The sequence below is a fragment of the Streptomyces sp. NPDC003720 genome (assembly GCF_042875075.1).
Lineage (GTDB): Bacteria > Actinomycetota > Actinomycetes > Streptomycetales > Streptomycetaceae > Streptomyces.
On the sequence record NZ_JBIANZ010000007.1, the window covers coordinates 305920 to 323627 of the forward strand.

Genomic DNA, 17708 nt, shown 5'->3' on the forward strand with positions numbered 1-17708 from the left:
GCCCCGCGGCGCGTGGCTGCGGTCGCCGGTCAGTCGACGCCCTCGATGATGCGGAAGTCGCGCTCGACGCCGTCGGAAAGGACGGCCAGCGCCTCCTGGTACGCCGCGCTCTCGTGTGCCGCGACCGCCTGTTCGAAGGTGTCGAACTCGATCAGGACGGTGCGCTCGGCGATACCGGCGTCATGGGCGACGACCCGGCCGCCGCGGGCGAGCACCCGCCCGCCCCCGGCCTGGACGGCCGGAGCGGCCAGCTCGTTGTAGGCGGCCAGTTTCTCCGGGTCGGAAATGGTCCGGTACGCACTGACCCAGTAGCCCTTGGCCATGGAGACCTCCTGTGTTCGGACAAGCGAGCCAGGCTGTGACCTGGCATCACATCAACGGACGGTGACGGAAACGTCAGTGGGCGGCTTTGACGGCCATCCCCGCTAGCGACAGGGCGCGTCCGGAGACAGACCTTGACGCGGCGACCCCTGGCGGAACGTCCTGTGCAGGGGCAGCGCCGTCGCCAGGACGAAAATTCCGAAGAGCGTGATCGGCGCCAGCCCGGACGGCCTCACGTAGTCGAGCGGGTCGCTCAGGATGCCGTACCGGTTCCCCCACCAGTTCGCAGCCAGGTCGGCGGCCATGACGGTCGCGCCGAGGGGCGGTCCTGCCGGACGCGCGAGCACGACCCACACGGCGACGAGCAGGTCGAGCACGAGCAGGGCGTGAAAGAGCAGTTGGCTCGGCAGGGGCCAGTAGCGGTACGCGTGCAGTCCACCCCTGAGCACGTCGTAGGCGTGCGACCCGGTTCCTTCCACGAACCCGATGACGTACACCGCCGCCATCCCTCGCGCCCAGCGCGGCTGCGTCCCCCATCGCATGCCGCCCATCCTAGGTACGAGATCCAACGCGGCAACCGGGTCGCGGCTCGGACCTAGGCAGGCGTCACATCACTTCACCACGACGTTGTCCCCGGACGACGTCGACGGGCCGGTGGTGGCGTTGCCGTGGTACAGCCAGCGCCACGTGCCCGTCTTGGAGGCCTTCACGGTCGTCCTGAGATCACCCGAGCCGTTCGCGTACACCTTCTTCACCGTGGTGTAGGAGGCGGTGCCGGCAGGCTTGAACTGCAGGTTCACCAGGCGGCCTCCGTAGGAGGCGTACTTCTTGGTCTCCCAGTTGGCCCGTGTGACCTTGCCGGTCACGGTGATGGTCCTGTCCTTGGACACCGGTTCGGGCGAGGCGTTGACGGTCAGGCGGGAGTTGCGCTTGACCTGGACCGTCAGACCCTTGTCGTCGGTGTCACCGCCGCCGCCCTTGAAGTACACCTCGGCTCCGACCTTCCAGACCCCGGCCTCGCTGTTACGCATGTCCCACACGCTCGGGTCGAAGTACATCGTCTCGTCGAAGTCACAGACGCCCGAGCTCACGGTGATGCAGTCGCTCGTCTCGATGGCGTGCCACAGCCGATCATCCGCACCATCGCGGTACAGGAACACCGCCGGCCACTGCCACTTGTGGGTGGTCGCCATTCGGAAGGAGGCGGGTACCGCAACCTCCGACACCCCGATCACAATCGGCTTGCCGCCGTTCACCTGGACACGGGTGAACGAGACCCCACCCTCGGCCGCCCCGGCCGGCGCCGCGGCCACGGCCGTGAACACCGCCGCCGCACCAACGGCTACGACGACTCTCCAGCCCTGCTTCCCCACCTGATCCCCAATCGTCCTACGCGAAGGCGCAGAAGGCTCATCCCTCCGGCGCCTTACAGACAGCCGGCACCCGCACGGGGTTGTACACCCGCGAATCACAATGGGGCATCAGACAATCCCCGCCTCCCGAGAGGCGGATGGGTGGGCGCGGCGCATCACTTGCCCGGAGCCCGGCCCAACGGGCCTGACAGTCGCTGAGCGAGACGGAAACTGAGACGGTTCTTCCCATGAGCGAGACACCAGACCCCGGCAACCCGAACGGCATCCGGGTGGGCGACATCTACGAGGACTGCTCGTTCCACCCGGTGCTGTGCACCGCGGTTGATGAGGTGGCGGGCGTCGTACTCAGCGGCGTCTCCCTCATCGACGGCAGCTTTCCCCGCTCCTGCGATGCCCTGCACTGCGGGCCCATCCGGATCCGCGTGGAGGACGTCATGGCCATCAAGCAGGACTTGGAGGGCTACGCCCGCCGGCGGACGGAAGAGCTACGGGCGACCGGCAGCTGAGGAAGAGGCGGCCCGAGCGTGGGTGACTGCCCTCGTTGATGTCAGAAGTGAATGGCAGAGGCCCCGGACCATGATCGGTCCGGGGCCTCTGCGCTGGTGCCCCCGGCAGGATTCGAACCTGCGACACCCGCTTTAGGAGAGGGTTTATTGATCACTCTGTCTGTCCTGTCTTTTCCCTGGCTTCATCGTTCTTGCTGGTCAGCGCGGCGGAGCCTTCCGGCTTCTTCCGGTCCTTCCCTGTGCTTACTCGGCCTTCCGTTCCCATGAGGGCCCCTGCGACGCCGTGGGAACGAGGGCGGGGGAGTCGCCGAGGTCGGTTGCGGCCATCGAAGCGGTGAGCACCGCAGACCTTTTGGGGGCGACAAAGGGCCTGCCTTCATCAGGGGCCCGCGCTGGCCTCCGGCGTGCCAACTTCCCAGTAACACTGCGGCACCTCGCGTTGCTCAACAGCCCCTGCAGAGGTGGTCACCGGCCGTACGCTCGTTCGCATGGACTATCAGCTCGAAGACATCGCGCAATGGGACGGGCGTATAACCCGGGCCATTCTTCACTCGGACGAAGTGGCACAGCGGGATGAGCTGGCCAACGCCACCCGCAACGGCAACTGGCGACGCGTCTTCACCATCCTGAGCGCCAGGGACAAGCGCAGCTGGGTCAACGCTGTCCGCCTGGATGGAAAGAAACGGTACGCTCCGCTCCACCAGGCCGCGTGGCATGGAGTGCCCACCGACATCGTGCAAGGTCTCCTCGAGTGCGGAGCGTGGCGCACCTTGCGGAACAGCACTGGAGAGCGGCCCGTCGACATTGCAGCCAGACGTGGGCACCGCCACCTCGCGCGCGTCTTGGAGCCCGAGGTAAAACACCATGTTCCCAGCGACGTCCTCGCCGACCTGCAGCGTAATCTCCACGCCTTGATTACCGAGTACGACAAGAGTGCCCCACGCTATCTGCGCCTGCCCGAGCTCGGGGTTCTCGCCGAGCTCGACCCACCCGCGTACTGGATCCGAGTCTCTGGCGGTATCTTTATCATCGCGCTCCGCGGCTCCGAACTGAACGTCGAGGCCAAAGGCAAGATGGACTACGTTTCGTCGCCGGTATTTCGCATCACTGCGAACTGCGTCTATCGGCCGTCGGGCGAACAGTGGACAGCCCTCACCTTGTAGGAACAACCGTGCCCCGCGCGAGGTTGGCTGGGACACAACTGCTGCAGTGTCCGGCTCGCCTTCGTCGTTTTCAGTCCTGCAGTCCGACCGGCCAAGGTATCAACGAGAGCGGGACGTGCCCCGATCGTGCGCGATACCCTCTGTGGCCGGCAGCCCGTCAGGGGGAGGCATGGAGCTCACCGACCTGGATTACCCGGCCGTCCTGGAGGCCGCTGTCGAAATCCTTTGGGAGCGAGCTCGCACGGGCGAGTTCACGCGGCGGGCCCGCGGTGAGTCGGAGCTGATCTGGCCGGTCGCAGCGTCCTCGCGCGGGCGGAAGCCCTCGAAGAAGTCCCGTAAACGCCTCCCGTCTACGCAGCGACGCGCACCGTTGAACGACGAGTTGTTCGAGACCACCGGCTGAGTGCCGAAGGCAGGGTTATTCTCCGTACTCCCTCAGCAGCTTGTTCAGGTGCCGGATCTTGTCGACGTCCGTCTTCGGTAGGGGATCACTGCTGTTGAAGTGCATGACGTTGTTGCGGATCCGGCGAATCTCCTCCAGCCGCGCAATGAACACTTTGCGGTCGAGCGGCCATCCGAGCTGTGTCCACAGTCCCGGGTTCTCCAGTATCCGCTGGTAGTCACCGACGGTCATGTCCCCGAAAGAGCCAATGCGTTCACCTGCCGGGTCGCACAGGCCGGTGACCTCGGACAGGGTGAAGGCCCCCGCGATGACCTGTCGCAGCCGGCGGTCCATTTCACCGATCAGGAGGAAGTGCCCGGCCAGTTCGCCGTAGGCATGGGCGACGTCGGCGGCGGTGACGATCCCGGCGATCGCGTTGTGCTGGTCCCTGACGAGTACGAAGTCGTGCTCGACCAGGGTGGGGAGGACGTCGATCAGGTCGTGGTCGTAGCGGACGTCGCGTGCGTCCACGATCGCCTGGGAGAGGTGGGCGTCGGGGTCGGCATGGCGGGCGCGCGCTATGGACTTCCACGAGACGGATCCCCGCAGGTTGTGTGGACCGGCGAGGATGGGCAACTGGGAGAAGTCGTGGAGGACCATCAGCGTGATGACTTCCTCGAACGTGGCGGTCGGCTTGACACTGACGACGCCGGCGAGGGCAGACGGCAGGGTGCCGACGGTCAATCCCGTCTCGCGTGGATCCAACTCTTCGGACACTCCGGCGGCCGCCACAGCCGTCACTGGCAACCCGGCGAGGGGAACGTCTTCGGTCTGCTCTTCCGCAGCCTTGACCAGTCGGACCGTCGCGGTCAGGGACACCTTGTCGAATTCCGGTGAGGTGATCAGACTGTGGTTGGCCAGTTCGGCCTCGATCTGGTCGTTTACCGCGCCTCGGCCCGTCGCACCCCACCAGGCCAGCAGGTGTTGTACGGAGAGGGACAAGGGGCGCCCTGCCTCCGCCGATTCACGCGCTTCCTTCAGACTTGCGTGCCGCTCCCTAGGCGACATCGACGTCTGCTGTTGCTCCTTCTCAGGTGCCGTGGGATCGGCTTCCTCGGCCGCCCGGTCGAGCAGTTCCTGACGCAACTGTGTCAGGTATCTGCCGTCGTCGACCTGCCACGCCTCCCAGCCGTCGAAAGTTCCGTTGCCGACCGCGACCATGGCGGCTTTGGAAGGGGAGCGGAACTCCTCCCCGTCCGACAGCCGGATCCACCCCCGGGGTGTGACTGTGGCCTCGTGCGACTCGCCGACGCGGGGCCGGACGAACCGCAGCCGCTCCCCTTCCTTTAGGAGCCCGATGCCGAGTAGGTCGGCGATGGTCACCCGCCGCCCCTCGAGCAGGTAGCGGGCGCGGGACTGCGCCTCTGCAGAACCGGTGGTCGAACCAGTCATGTCACCTATGCCTTGCCGCGGGAAGGGAACGGGGGGGAGGAGCTGAGGTGCTGGCTTGGGGATCCCGGGTCAGGAAGCCGAATCGTCGAGGCCGAGACGGATCACGGCGAGCGCCTCGGCGATGTCGGCGGTCATTTCGTCGTTGGGGCCGAACACCATGCACATGTCTTCGTGGAGCGGTTCGAAGACCTGCCGGGCTTCGACGGCCCGACCCTGGGCAAGCAGCAGCATCCCGATGTTGTGCCGCAGCTCCACGGCTTCCTCGCTCACGTCGCTGTCGACGGCCCGCACGACGTTCAGCACGCCCTGGAGCGCGGCGAGCGCGTCGGTGACCTGGCCGAGTTCGGCGCGGCACCGGGCCGCCTGGGCGCGGCAGGCGCGGGCCTGCTCGCCGGTGGGTCCGGCGATGCGGGCGTATTCGTCGGCAAGGGCGTCGAACTCGGGCAGGGCGGCCCGGTAGTCGCCGCCGAGGAGGCGGATCGCCGCTCGCTGGCGGCGCAGCGCCAGGACCTGCTTGCTCTCGGAGCCGAGGGCGAGGGCCGCGGGTTCGATGACCTCGCCGAGCACCTCGGCGGCCTGCGCGAACCGCTCCTCCTCCAGCAGGGCGTCGGAGTGGGCGTACGCCGCCTTGATGTCCTCGCGCAGCCGGGCGGGGACGGGCACCGGCTGGGCCCGCGGGAGAACGGCTGTCGGCGTCGAACCATCGGGTGCGGGGGCTTGGGCGCGGGCGCGGGGCGCGAAGGGGCGACGGAACACGCTCGTCGGGTCGGGCGCACCGGCCGGCCCGGCATCGGCCGTGCCGGGTTCTCCACCCGGCGGCGGGAGGAACGGCAGCAGCCGTGCGTACACCTCCTGCGTGTCGGCGGGCCGCGCCTCGGGCGCCTTGCGCAGCAGGTGCAGGACCAGCTCCTCCAACGCCTCCGGGACGTCGGGCCGCAGCTGCCGCAGGGGGGCGGGGGCGGCGTTGACGTGCTGGTACATCAGCAGGTACTCGCTCTCCGCCTCGAACGCGAGGCGCCCGCTGAGGAGTTCGTGCAGCACACAGCCCAGCGCGTACAGGTCGGCCTGCGGGGTGATGCGTCCGCCGCGGACCTGCTCGGGCGACATGTACTGGTGGGTGCCGATGGGGCTGCCGGTGGCGGTCAGTTTGGTGACGTCGGTGCGCAGCATCGCCGCGATGCCGAAGTCCAGGACCTTCACGGTGCCGTCACGGGCGACGAGGATGTTGCCCGGCTTGAGGTCCCGGTGGATGACCGGTAGGTCGTGCGCGTGCGACAGCACGGTCGCGACCTGCGCGGCGACGGCGGCCGCCCAGCTGACCGGCAGCGGCCGGCCGGGGTCGAGGTAGGCGGACAGCGGTACGCCGTCGACGAGCTCCATCACCAGGAACAGCCGCTCGTACGACGCGTCGAGCACCGCGTCGTAAACCTGCGGCACGCCGGGGTGCTGGATGCGCGCGGTGATGCGGGCCTCGCGACGGAAGCGCTTGGCGAACTCCTCGGCCAGCTGCGGGGAGGTGACCGACGCCTGCCGGATGAGCTTCACGGCGACGGGCCGGTCGAGCACCGAGTCGTAGCCGCGCCACACGTCGCCCATGCCGCCGTGGCTGAGCTCCTCCAGGAGTTCGTAACGGTCGGAGATCGCCTCCTGCGGCACCTTGCCCCCGGTGTGCGTGATGAACAGTCACGGTAAGGGGTCAAGTGTGACCGCTGCGTCGATCTGCCGTCCAGGGCCCGCGGTGCTACCCGGGCGCGGCCGCAGCGGTGGACGACGGGCAGGGGGGCGCTGCGACCGGTCGGCCTCCCGCCGGCAGGACGTACTCCGCCCAGACCGTCTTGCCGGGGCCGTCCCTGCGCGGGTGCCAGTCCCAGCGGTCGGCGAGCCGCTCGACCAGGAGCAGGCCGCGGCCGGTGTCGCGGAGGTCCGTGGGCGTCGCTACGACCGGTACGCCTTCGGTGCGGGTGTCGGTGACCTCGATCCGTACGGTCGTGGCGTCGCGGGCCAACGCGAGGTGGAAGTCGCGGCCGGGGACCCGGCCGTGCCGGACGGCGTTGGCGGCGAGCTCGGCGACGATCAGCGTCAGCGCGTGGTGCGCGTCGCAGTCGTAGGCGATGCCCCACGCGTCGAGCCGCTGCCCGGCAAGCCGCCGGGCGAGCCGCGCACCGCGCGGGGTCGAGCTGAAGCGCATCGCGAAGTGACCGGTGGGGCCGATGGGTTGACCGTTACGGGAAGGAGCAGCGATCTCGTTGTTCATGCCCTCAACGCTTCCGGCGGTGGCGTAGCGTGACCAGTGGTGACGCGCCGTCGCGTTCGGGTTGTACGCGACGGGGCGGGAGGTGTACGAGGCGCGCCGCGTGACCGGCTCGGGGTGGGCGCGTTGGGCCGGGGAACGGGGCCGGGGAGGCGGTGGAGCCGATGGAGTCGCTGGAGTCGGTGGGGCAGGGCGAGGCCGAGGGTGCGCGGGATGACGCCGGGCCGAGGCCGGAGGACGAGCCGGGATCGGGCGTGGTGACGGCGTTCGGGCGGCAGTTGAAGCTGCTGCGGGTACGGGCGGGCCTGGAGCGGCCGGAGTTCGGGAGGCTCACGGGCTACGCGGCCCAGTCGATCGCCTCCTTCGAGCAGGGGCGGCGGATTCCCCCGCCGAGGTTCATCGACCGCGCGGACGAGGTGCTGGACGCCGGGGGCGTCCTCAAGGCGCTGAAGGAGGAGGTGGGGCGGGCGCAGTATCCGGCGTTCTTCCGGGACATGGCGCGGTTGGAGGCGAGCGCGCTCGGCCTGTCTGTGTACGCGGCTCTTGCGGTGCCCGGCCTGTTGCAGACAGCGGAGTACGCGAAGGCCGTCTTCCAGATGCAGCGCCCCCTGCTCGATGACGACGTCATTGAACAGCGCTTGGCGGCGCGGTTGGCGCGGCAGGAAATTTTCACTCGTCGTCCAGCCCCACTTCTGAGCTTCATCATCGAGGAAGTGGTGCTCCGCAAGCCGATCGGTGGACTGGCAACCCTCCGCGAGCAGTTGGAGCAGCTCCTGCTCGTGGGGCAGAACCGGAACGTGGAGATTCAGGTGATGCCCACCGACCGAGAGGACCATGCGGGGCTGGGCGGACCCTTCAACCTGATCGACAACGCCGAAGGGCGGCGCATCGCGTACACCGAGGTTCAGGACGACAGTCGCCTGTACACCAGTGCGGGAAAGATCCGTGAGCTCGAAGCTCGATATGGCATCCTCCGGTCACAGGCGCTCACCCCTCGTGAGTCGCTGGACTTCATCGAGGAACTGCTGGGAGTGAAATGACCTTGCGAAGCACCAAGTTGACTGTGTCGGAGTCGGCCTGGTTCAAGAGCAGTTACAGCAGCGGCGGGGGTGGCGAGTGTGTGGAGGTCGCAGCCGCCGTGGACGCCGTACACATCCGTGACTCGAAGGTCCGGTCCGGACCGGTTCTGACGGTCGCCCCCGAGGCGTGGGCCGGGCTCGTCCGGCTGGCCGCCGACCAGAGCGTCTGAGCCGTACCTTCACAACCCCCGTGGGGCCCAGTCGCAGTGGCGGCTGGGCGCCCGCGTCTTGTCGGGGTGAGGGGCGGAGGCTATTTCACATCCTTGGCCAGGACGGCGACGGCAACCTTGCCCACCACCGTCGTCAGAACGTAGTTCGTTGAGCTGCTGAATGCGACACCGATGCCGGCTGGAATCGCCTTGGCCATCGCTTTCTGGGTGAAGGTGATGGACACCCGCTTGAACAACTGCTTGATCGTGACCAGGGCGGGCCCCTTCAGGTACTGGTAGACCAGCTTCTCGGCGATCTTCTGTACGGCGGCCTTGCCGCCCTTTGTCGCCATTTGTTCTGCCGAACCCGCCAACGCGATCGTGAAGGCGAGGTGCTTCTTGTCCTCATTGCTCAGCTCGGTCTCGTACACCTCGACCAGGCACATGCACATGTCGACCTGGAGCTTGAGAGCCACGGCGATGTCAGTGGCACCACCGCCCAGGACTGCGACCGCAGTTCCGATCCCTGGGATCACGCTCGGAGCCGCGGTGGCCGCCCCGGCGGCTGCCGAGATTTTGGAGTACCGGCCTATGATCTTGGCCGCGATCCGGCGCCTGTCCTCCGGGCTCTCGGGCTTCCGCTTGAACTTGTCCTCGAAGGTCGCACGGTAGCCGTCTACGAGCTTTGCGGCCGCCTCCGGTGTGATGACGATCGTCTCAACGGCCTTCTGGAGCCGAGACTCCTCGAGCTCGCCTGCCGCGTGGTTCATTCTTTCCCCTCCAGATCCGTTGCACCTCACGCAGAGGACAACTTGCACGGCGCACAGGGTTGTACGCAGAAAATGGGTGCTCAGTCGCACTGGCGGCCGGGCACTCACGTCTGAGGGCCGACCACGACCACCGGCCTTCTTGGCTCGTCGCAATCGAGGGTGTTGCCGGGGACCAAATCCGTCAACCGAGCCCCATGGCTGACGGCCGCCGCTCATCAACCTTCTTCGTGGCGTTACTCGTTGTCCCCGAACCAACGGAGAGCTCGCTCGGCAACCCCGCTGGAGAGCTCGGCAATCCCGCTGGAGAGCTTGCCCGTCGCCGATCTGGCCTGGCCGAGGGTCTCGCTGCCGACGCGCCAGGCGGCATCGACGCCCTCTTCTCCTGCCTCGAGCACCTTGTCCATCGCCTCCGCGGCCGCGTCCGTCCATTGTCTCGTCTTCGAGGACTGGCGTCCGGACTCGATGCCGAGCCGTCCGTGGAAGTCATGGACACTGGCCGAGACATGGTTGCTCGACCGGACCACGGCCGGGGACGCGGCCGGGTTCAGCAGCACCTTCGCGTTGGCCGAGTCGGCGGCCGCGTTCATCCGGGCCACCAGGCGCTCGGTGCTGAGCGTGATCCGTTCCAGCCGGTCCTGCCGGGCATCCTTCAGCCCGCTGCGATGCCCGTCCAGCTCCCCCGGAGACGCGTCCAGCACCCGGTCGAGTTCGAGAACGGCGATCGCGTCCTGCAGCTGGAAGCAGCGAGCCAGTACAGCGAGCCACTCCCGAACAATCGACTCGGCTTTCTTGGCCGTCGCGGCGAGATCACCGATGTCGGTCTTGCGCTCCATCTTCTCCGCGACGGCGTCGAGTTGACGCAAGGCGTAGACCTGGGTCTCTGCGATCGTCGTCGGCGCGGTCTGCACCTTCGACCACATGATCTCGTCGACCCTGCCCCTCTTCTCCCGGATGGTCATGGTCTCCTCGATGACCAAGCCCACTCCGATCATGCGGGCCAACGCGGTGTCCTTCTGGGCGCGCAGCACGTCGTCGACCTTCTCGTCGATGGTGGCGAGATAGTCGGTGATCTCGGCCATGCTCTGTTGCATCGCCACCTGCGCCATGATCCCCGCGGCACCGGCAAGAATCGCCGGGTTGGTCAGAAACGAGCCGGCCCCCCTCTCGACCTGGAGCCACGACTTGATCGAGCCAGGTTTCCCCACCATCGCATGGCGGACGCCTGGCGTCTTGCTTTCCATCAGCCCGTACTTGTGGACCCGCTGTGCCGACTCCCGCGTCAGCTTCACCCAGCGACCGGAGCTGGCGGCGATCTCCGAACCTGCCTGCGCGACCACGGCCCCGGTACCGATGGCGGACTTGAGCCGTTCCAGTCCGAGGTCCTGGGACGCCAGTCCCTCCGAGGCGAGGAAGCGATCGACATCCGACGGATTCCCGATGACCGCCAGTCCGTCACCGTCACTGATCAGCTGAATCTCGTTGTCCATCGCCCGCTCCTGAAGTGGCTTCTCGTGGTCGAGGGGAGGTAGAAGGACGCGGCAGCCGGCACCGGCTCGTGAGCCTTCCGCTCCGCACGGCTACGGCATGCGGAGCTCAAAGGGTGCCCCGGCCGGCACGTTCAGCCGGGGCCTACGAGTCGGACGTCAGTCGTCCAGGCCCACCTCGCGGCGGATCATCCGCCAGGCGGCCTTGCGGGCGCTGCGGTCCAGGCTGGACTTGAAGCCCTTGTCGGGGCCGAAGTACTGGCGGCCCAGTCCCGCGATGGTGTCGATGTGGTCGGCCATCTTGTCCGCGAAGACGTTGTCGAAGACAAGGCCGAAGTTCTCCTCGTCGTTGACGACGGCCGCCGCCCGCACCTTCGGGTCGGCCTTGGCCTCCTCGAAGGGCCGGATGACGTCCTGCTCGGTGAACTCGGTGCCGAAGCGTTCGTTGAACTTCTCGATCAACTGCGACAGCAGCGACTTCTCCGCTTCCTTCGCACCGCCCGAGCCGTCGCCGAAGCCCTGCATCGTCGTCGGCCCCTCGGAGGTGAGGGAGACGTCGTACTCGCCGGTCTTTTCCACCCGCATATGGCTGAGGTCGACCTCGCCTATGTCCACGCCGCCGTCCGCGCGGCGCGGCAGCCGGTTGAGGAGGTAGCGGCCGTAGAGGTGCAGCCGCTCCAGCTCGGCATCCCGGTAGGGGACGATCTGCGCGAGGAAGCCGTACTTCCTGACGTAGTCGTTGAGGTCGGCGCGGAAGTTCTCCGCCGTCTCCTGGTCGTCCTCGTCCTCGCTCTCCAGCAGGGGCGTGAAGCGGGCGACGGCGGGGGAGAGCAGCCGGTACAGCTCGGCGTGCAGCTTCTCCCACTTGGACTGTGAGCCCGCAGCCTTCTCCTTGGCGGCGAAGTACGCGGCGGCGAACTCGTCCATCTCCTGCCCGGACAGAATCCCGGCCTGCATGACCCGGCTCTGCGCGGTGTAGAGCAGGTTGGGGTCGGAGGGGAGGGTGTTCGCCTCCTCGAAGTACGGGCGGAAGGCGTCCTGTATGTCGTTGGCGTCGTTGACGAAGTCCAGGACCGCCAGGTCCGCCTGGGTCTTGCGCTCGGCGGTGCGGTTCAGGCGGGACAGGGTCTGGACGGCGGAGATGCCGGTCAGCGACTTGTTGACGTACATCGTCGTGAGAAGCGGCTGGTCGAAGCCGGTCTGGTACTTCTCCGCCACGACCAGGATCCGGTACTCGCGCTGGCCCGCACCGCCGGCTCGGGCGGCCTTGTCGTCGGCACGCGTGTACGCGAACGCCTTCGGCAGCGCGCTCTCCGACAGCCCGCCGTTCTCCTTCGGCTCGGTGGTCTCCTTGCCATCCAGGGTGAGCGAGCCGGAGAAGGCGACCAGGACACCCAGGTCGGGGTACTTGGTGTCGTAGTCCCGGTCCTTGATGTAGCTCTTGATCGCTCGGGCCATCTGTACGGCGGACTGCCGCGAGGCGGTAACCACCATGGACTTGGCCCGCCCGCCGAGACGGCCCCGGCTGTGCGCCACGAAGTGCTCCACGATCACCTGGGCGTGCTGGGCGACCGTCGAGTCATGGGTCAGCGCGTACCGGGCGAGCAGGGAGTTCGCCTTCGACGGGTCGACCTCCCGCTCGTCGGGGTTCTGGTTCACCAGCTTCCAGTACGTGTTGTACGTGACGTAGTTGCGCAGCGGGTCGAGGATGAAGCCCTCCTCGATCGCCTGTCGCATGGAGTACGTGTGGAAGGGCCGGTAGGCCGCCTTGCCGTCGATGTCCTGGAGCGTGCCGAAGAGTTCGAGGGTCTTGGCCTTCGGCGTGGCGGTGAACGCGAAGTAGGAGAGGTTCGCGGCGCGGGACCGCTGCTCGGCCCTCTTCTTGAGCTGCTCGTCGAGGGTGGCGGCCTCGGCCTTGACCGTGGTCGCGCCGGCGTCGTCCGAGTCGGAGTCCAGGCCCAGGTCGCGCAGGGCGGACCGTACGGCGGTGGCGGCGTCGCCGGACTGCGAGGAGTGCGCCTCGTCCACGATGATCGCGAAGCGGCTGCCCTGGATCTCGGTGGGGTTGCGCTGGAGGTAGTCCAGCAGTGCCGGGAAGGAGTGCAGGGTGACGGTGACGATCTTCCCGGTGTCGCGGGAGAGGGCCTTGGCGAGCTGCTCGCCCTTCGCCCCGTGCTTCTCGTCGATCTTCACGACGAGGCCCGCGGTCTGCTCGAAATTGCCGACCGTTTCCCGGAGTTGGGCGTCCAGGTTGCGGCGGTCGGTGATGACGATGACCTTGTCGAAGACCGGCACGCCCGGCTTGAGGCCCTTGGTCACGGCCTCGGTGTCGAGCTCCGACGGGTCGGTGGGGGTGTGCAGGTCGCTGAGGCGGTGCGCGAGCCAGCCGATGGTGTTCGACTTGCCCGAGCCGGCTGAGGCCATGACGAGGTAGTCGTGGCCGGCGCCGTGGGTGGCGGCGTGTGAGGTGAGCTTCTTGACCACGTCCCACTGGTGGAACCTGGGGAAGATCATCGTCTTGGTGGCGCCGCCGCCGGGCGTCTTGCTCTTGTGCAGGTGCACGAACCGTTGGAGCAGGTCCAGCCAGTTGTCCGGTTGCCAGACCTGCTCCCAGAGGTAGGAGGTCGCGTAGGTGCCGTAGACCGTCGGGGCCGGGTTGCCCGCGCCGCCCGGCTGGCCGGGGCCGTTGGAGCCGGTGTTGAACGGGAGGAAGCGGGTGTTCTTGCCCTTGAGCTGGGTGGCGACGAAAACCAAGTCCGGGTCCACGGCGAAGTTCGCGACGACCCGACGCGTGAAGATCAGCTCGGTGGGGTCCCGGTCGGTACGGTACTGCTCCTTGGCCTGCTCCACACCTTGCTTGGTCAGCGGGTTCTTCAACTCGGCCGTGGCAACCGGGATTCCGTTGAGGAACAGGGCGAGGTCGAGCCGGTTGCCCCAGTCGGCCTGCTTCGTCGCGTACTCGAGTTCGCGGACGACGGTGAGGCGGTTGGCCCGGTAGCCGTCCAGCACGGAGTCGTGGGCGACGAGGTTCGGCCTGAAGTACGCGACCCGGAGCAGGACACCCCGGTCCTTGACGCCGTTGCGGAGTACGTCGAGGAGCCCGTTGGTGGCGATGGCCTGGTCGAGGCGACTGGCGAACCCGCGCTGCGCCTCGTTCGGGTCGCCGCCGTAGACGGTGAGCAGTTCGTTCCACTCGTCGGGCTGGGTCGCCCCGATGAAGGTGAACAACTCGTTGGTGTCCAGGCCGAGATCGGCCCGGTAGTCCTGGGGACGCGCCTCGCGCCAGCCGCGCTCGACCATGGCGGCGACGATGGCATCACCGAAGGCGGACTCCGTGTGGATGGGGCTCATGGCTACGCGGTGACTCCGTCCGTTACGTTGCGTCCGCTGGCGGTGGATACGTCGAACTGGCCGGTTACGGCGGCGGTGATTAGGGCTTGGCGGCGTTCGGACAGGAGAGCGACTTGCCGCGTCAGTCCCGACTCCAGAGCGGCTGTCTCAGCAGTGGCTACTGAGAGTTTGGCCACTCTCGCGATCTGCTCGCTAAGCGGGGGAAGCGCGATGGAGAAGGAAGAAACCTGCCCTGCGCTGATCACTTCCTGGGCTGCACCGTATTGAGAAAAGGACACCTGCCCTTTTCCGGCGACGGAGTTGATGAAGGTTTCCAAGTAGGTCGCGTCCAGCGCCTCACTTTTCCTGAGAATCAGAACTGAGGCACAGTTAGCTCCATCGAACTCTTCGCTGACCTTGGCAGCCCGTCCAGCAGTAGCTCCAGCGCGCACAACGAGGACATCTCCTGCGTAAACCCTCGATCGCTTGTGCAGCTCATTGCTCTCACTGCTCATGAACTTCATGCCAACTTGGCTAATAAACCCCTCACGCACATTAAATCCGTGAATGAACGGAATACCAGCCTCCGTGAAGTGGTGTGACGGGTTAATGACAACACCCACATTAATAGCGGGGAGAATTCGCCGGAGGGGCAGCACCTGCCAGTCTGGGTGAATGTCGCCCAACAGTGGGTGATGCACCTTCTGGGGACCGGAACACGTTACGCACCTGGTCTTCAGTGCCGCACGACGTTCTGCCAGGAGTTTTAGCTGGACCGTCCTTTTGCCCGTGAGAGCATCGATGCGGGCGGTCTCGCCGTCGAGGAAATCGGCGATGCGGCGCTGCTCCTCCAGCCCTGGATATGCCCACGGAGAGGAGAAGAACACCCTGGCATCCAAGTTCTGGATGCCCGTGGTTTGGTTGATGGCGCTCTGCGTCAACCCTTGCCCGTATGCAGCGGCGAAGACATACGTCAAGAAACGCGAGTCGACATCGGATACTGGGGAGATCCGAGAGCAGAAATTGGAGCACACTGCCTTCTCTCCACCTTCATAGAGAACAGCCATGCCGACGGGCTGCTTTTCACCTCCCCCCGACTTCTCAAGAATGAGGTCGCCAGGATGCAGGAGGTGCTGCCGCAGCGATGATTCGTCGACGCTTCGCAACGGAGCCCCATCGACCTTCGCTCGACGCCCCACACGGTCGAAGTCGGCGGCGCGAATACAGCGGACATCGCTGCCATCTTCGGCGGGTTCGCCACCCCAAGTTCCGTTGCTGGCCGATGCGATGAGATTTTTGATGCGCCCCCGCTTCCATTGAGCAGGCGCGCCTTCGATCCACCCTTCCGCAGTGACGGTCATTCCGTCACCTCACCCAACAGCGCCTGAATCTCCGCCTCAAGCGACTTCAACTCCGCGTCGATCTCCGCCAGCGGCCTCGGCGGCTTGTACACGTAGAAGTGCCGCGTGAACGGGATCTCGTAGCCGATCTTCGTCTTCGTGTGGTCGATCCACGCGTCCGGCACGTGCGGCAGCACCTCGCGCTTGAGGTACTCCTCGACGTCCTCGCCGAGCGGAACGTTCTCGTAGTCCCGCAGGTCCGAGTCCGGCTCCGGCGCACCCTTGACCTTCTGGACCTCGCCCTCAGGATCCCGGACGCCGATCGTCTCCCGGACCGCCTTCGCGAACGGCGCTCCCGACGGCCAGGTCAGCCCGGCCGCGACCACCGCGTCCTTGAGCGCGACGAAAGCGTCGGACTTCGTCGTCCAGGACGAGCCGAGCAACGTACGCACCGCCGCGACGAACTCCTCGCTCCGCTCCAGCCTCGCCACCGGCTTGGCCTCCGCCAGCGCGGCCAGGGTCTCCTCCGTGACCTCGAAGCGGAGCTTCAACGGCCGCTCCACGGTGATGCGCTGGTAGCCGAAGTCCTCGTTCCAGAAGACCTTGACCTTGCCGTGCAGAGGGTGCTCCGGGTCGCCCGCGACCTGCAGCGCCTCCGCGTACAGCCGGGTGATGTCGCCGATGTGGTCGGGGCGGCCGTTCGTCCCGTCGCCGAGTTCCTTGCGCTTGTCGCCGAGGGACTTGCGCATCTTCTGCCACTGGTCGCGCGCGTCCAGCAGGACGACCTTGCCCTTGTGGTCGGCGTCCTTGCGGTTGGTGAGGATCCAGAAGTACGTGGAGATGCCGGTGTTGTAGAAGAGCTGGTCCGGGAGGGCGACGATCGCCTCCAGCCAGTCGTTCTCCAGGATCCAGCGGCGGATGTTGGACTCGCCGGACTCGGCCGCGCCCGTGAACAGCGGGGAGCCGTTGAAGACGATGGCGATGCGGGAGCCGCCCCCGCCGTGCACGTCCACCGGCTTCATCTTCGAGATCATGTGCTGGAGGAAGAGCAGCGAGCCGTCGTTGATGCGCGGCAGGCCCGCGCCGAAGCGGCCGGCGTCGCCGAGCGACTTGTGCTCGTACTCGACCTCCTCCTTGACCTTCTTCCACTCCACGCCGAACGGCGGGTTGGCGAGGAGGTAGTCGAACTTTCGGCGGGCGTGGCCGTCGTCGGAGAAGGAGTTGCCGAAGCGGATGTTCTCCGGGTCCTGGCCCTTGATCATGAGGTCGGACCGGCAGATCGCCCAGGACTCGGGGTTGAGCTCCTGCCCGTACACCTCGACCGTTGCGTCCGGGTTGAGGGCCTTGATGCGGTCGTCGGCGGCGCTGAGCATGCCGCCCGTGCCACAGGCCGGGTCCATGACCGTACGGACGACACCGGGCAGGCTGAGGGCGTCCGCGTCGGGCGCCACCAGCAGGTTGACCATCAGCTTGATGACCTCGCGCGGGGTGAAGTGCTCACCCGCCGTCTCGTTCGACTGCTCGGCGAAGCGGCGGATCAACTCCTCGAAGATGTAGCCCATGTTGTGGTTGGGCACGACGTCGGGGTGCAGGTCGAGGTCGGTGAACCTGCCGATGACCTGGTACAGCAGGTTCGCGGAGTCGAGCTTCCTGACCTGCTGGTTGAACTCGTACTTGTCGAGGACCTCGCGGGCGTTGTCGGAGAAGGCGCCGACGTAGATCTGCAGGTTCTTCGCCGCGTTCTGCGGGTCGGCCGCGATCTTCCGCAGCGTGAGGTCGCTCTTGTTGTAGAAGGAGTGGCCCGAGGCCTTGCGCAGGAAGTGGTCGGTGTCGATGTCCTGGCCCGCGAACTTGGCGACGGTCTCGACGACCTTGCCGCGCGTCGGTTCCAGGACGCACTCCAGGCGGCGCAGCACGGTGAACGGCAGGATGACCTTGCCGTAGTCGGACTGCTTGTAGTCACCGCGCAGGAGATCGGCGACGGACCAGGCGTGGTTCGCTAGCTCCGTGTGCTTGCTGCTGTTCAAGAGGTCCCGGCTTCCTTCCGAAGAGCACCGTCCGGGCGTGGGACGGCAGGGATCCAGTGTGGTCGTGTGCGGGGGGACGCG

16 protein-coding genes are annotated in these 17708 nt (G+C 67.0%); 5 read left to right on the forward strand and 11 right to left on the reverse strand.

Going from position 1 to position 17708, the window contains the following annotated elements; translation table 11 throughout:
• Positions 1-29: 29 nt before the first annotated feature.
• The 3 genes from ACFYU0_RS21285 to ACFYU0_RS21295 form a co-directional block, all read right to left on the reverse strand.
• Entirely contained in the window at positions 30-323 is a 294-nt protein-coding gene (locus tag ACFYU0_RS21285; protein ID WP_389303306.1) for a DUF1330 domain-containing protein, read from the reverse strand.
• Positions 324-425: 102 nt separating this feature from the next.
• A complete protein-coding gene (locus ACFYU0_RS21290) occupies positions 426-863 on the reverse strand; it encodes a hypothetical protein (RefSeq protein ID WP_389303308.1) in 438 nt (145 codons plus the stop codon).
• 69 nt (positions 864-932) lie between these two features.
• Positions 933-1694 carry a hypothetical protein gene (locus tag ACFYU0_RS21295; RefSeq protein WP_389303310.1) on the reverse strand — a complete coding sequence of 254 codons (762 nt, stop codon included), beginning with the start codon at positions 1692-1694 and terminating at the stop codon, positions 933-935.
• Between the two features lie 227 nt (positions 1695-1921).
• On the opposite strand from ACFYU0_RS21295, the gene ACFYU0_RS21300 reads away from it, so the two are divergent.
• From ACFYU0_RS21300 to ACFYU0_RS21310, 3 genes are all read left to right on the forward strand, one after another.
• Complete coding sequence (locus ACFYU0_RS21300) at positions 1922-2200, forward strand: hypothetical protein (protein WP_389303313.1); 279 nt, start codon at positions 1922-1924, stop codon at positions 2198-2200.
• Positions 2201-2688: 488 nt separating this feature from the next.
• On the forward strand, positions 2689-3363 hold the full coding sequence (locus tag ACFYU0_RS21305) for a hypothetical protein (protein WP_389303316.1): 675 nt from the start codon (positions 2689-2691) through the stop codon (positions 3361-3363).
• 169 nt (positions 3364-3532) lie between these two features.
• The gene (locus tag ACFYU0_RS21310; RefSeq protein ID WP_389303319.1) at positions 3533-3766 is read left to right on the forward strand and encodes a hypothetical protein; all 234 of its coding nucleotides are present in this window, start codon (positions 3533-3535) and stop codon (positions 3764-3766) included.
• Positions 3767-3781: 15 nt separating this feature from the next.
• Here ACFYU0_RS21310 and ACFYU0_RS21315 read toward each other — a convergent pair whose 3' ends face one another.
• From ACFYU0_RS21315 to ACFYU0_RS21325, 3 genes are all read right to left on the reverse strand, one after another.
• On the reverse strand, positions 3782-5197 hold the full coding sequence (locus ACFYU0_RS21315; RefSeq protein WP_389303322.1) for a CBS domain-containing protein: 1416 nt from the start codon (positions 5195-5197) through the stop codon (positions 3782-3784).
• Between the two features lie 69 nt (positions 5198-5266).
• Positions 5267-6853: a protein kinase gene (locus ACFYU0_RS21320; protein WP_389303326.1), complete on the reverse strand. Its 1587-nt coding sequence runs from the start codon at positions 6851-6853 to the stop codon at positions 5267-5269.
• 85 nt (positions 6854-6938) lie between these two features.
• The gene (locus ACFYU0_RS21325) at positions 6939-7451 is read right to left on the reverse strand and encodes an ATP-binding protein (protein ID WP_389303328.1); all 513 of its coding nucleotides are present in this window, start codon (positions 7449-7451) and stop codon (positions 6939-6941) included.
• A 161-nt stretch (positions 7452-7612) separates the two neighbouring features.
• On the opposite strand from ACFYU0_RS21325, the gene ACFYU0_RS21330 reads away from it, so the two are divergent.
• Together ACFYU0_RS21330 and ACFYU0_RS21335 are read left to right on the forward strand one after the other, a co-directional pair.
• Positions 7613-8488 carry a helix-turn-helix domain-containing protein gene (locus ACFYU0_RS21330; protein ID WP_389303330.1) on the forward strand — a complete coding sequence of 292 codons (876 nt, stop codon included), beginning with the start codon at positions 7613-7615 and terminating at the stop codon, positions 8486-8488.
• Positions 8485-8697, forward strand: coding sequence for a DUF397 domain-containing protein (locus tag ACFYU0_RS21335; protein ID WP_389303332.1), 213 nt, complete (start codon positions 8485-8487; stop codon positions 8695-8697). Before ACFYU0_RS21330 ends, ACFYU0_RS21335 begins: the two co-directional genes overlap by 4 nt.
• 80 nt (positions 8698-8777) lie before the next feature.
• On the opposite strand, the gene ACFYU0_RS21340 is transcribed toward ACFYU0_RS21335, so the two are convergent.
• The 5 genes from ACFYU0_RS21340 to ACFYU0_RS21360 form a co-directional block, all read right to left on the reverse strand.
• Entirely contained in the window at positions 8778-9446 is a 669-nt protein-coding gene (locus tag ACFYU0_RS21340) for a hypothetical protein (protein ID WP_389303335.1), read from the reverse strand.
• A gap of 233 nt (positions 9447-9679) precedes the next feature.
• On the reverse strand, positions 9680-10933 hold the full coding sequence (locus tag ACFYU0_RS21345; protein WP_389303337.1) for a hypothetical protein: 1254 nt from the start codon (positions 10931-10933) through the stop codon (positions 9680-9682).
• 156 nt (positions 10934-11089) lie between these two features.
• Positions 11090-14281: a type I restriction endonuclease subunit R gene (locus ACFYU0_RS21350; RefSeq protein WP_389303340.1), complete on the reverse strand. Its 3192-nt coding sequence runs from the start codon at positions 14279-14281 to the stop codon at positions 11090-11092.
• A gap of 2 nt (positions 14282-14283) precedes the next feature.
• A complete protein-coding gene (locus ACFYU0_RS21355; RefSeq protein WP_389303343.1) occupies positions 14284-15621 on the reverse strand; it encodes a restriction endonuclease subunit S in 1338 nt (445 codons plus the stop codon).
• Positions 15618-17627 carry an N-6 DNA methylase gene (locus ACFYU0_RS21360; RefSeq protein ID WP_389303346.1) on the reverse strand — a complete coding sequence of 670 codons (2010 nt, stop codon included), beginning with the start codon at positions 17625-17627 and terminating at the stop codon, positions 15618-15620. Before ACFYU0_RS21360 ends, ACFYU0_RS21355 begins: the two co-directional genes overlap by 4 nt.
• Between the last annotated feature and the right edge of the window lie 81 nt (positions 17628-17708).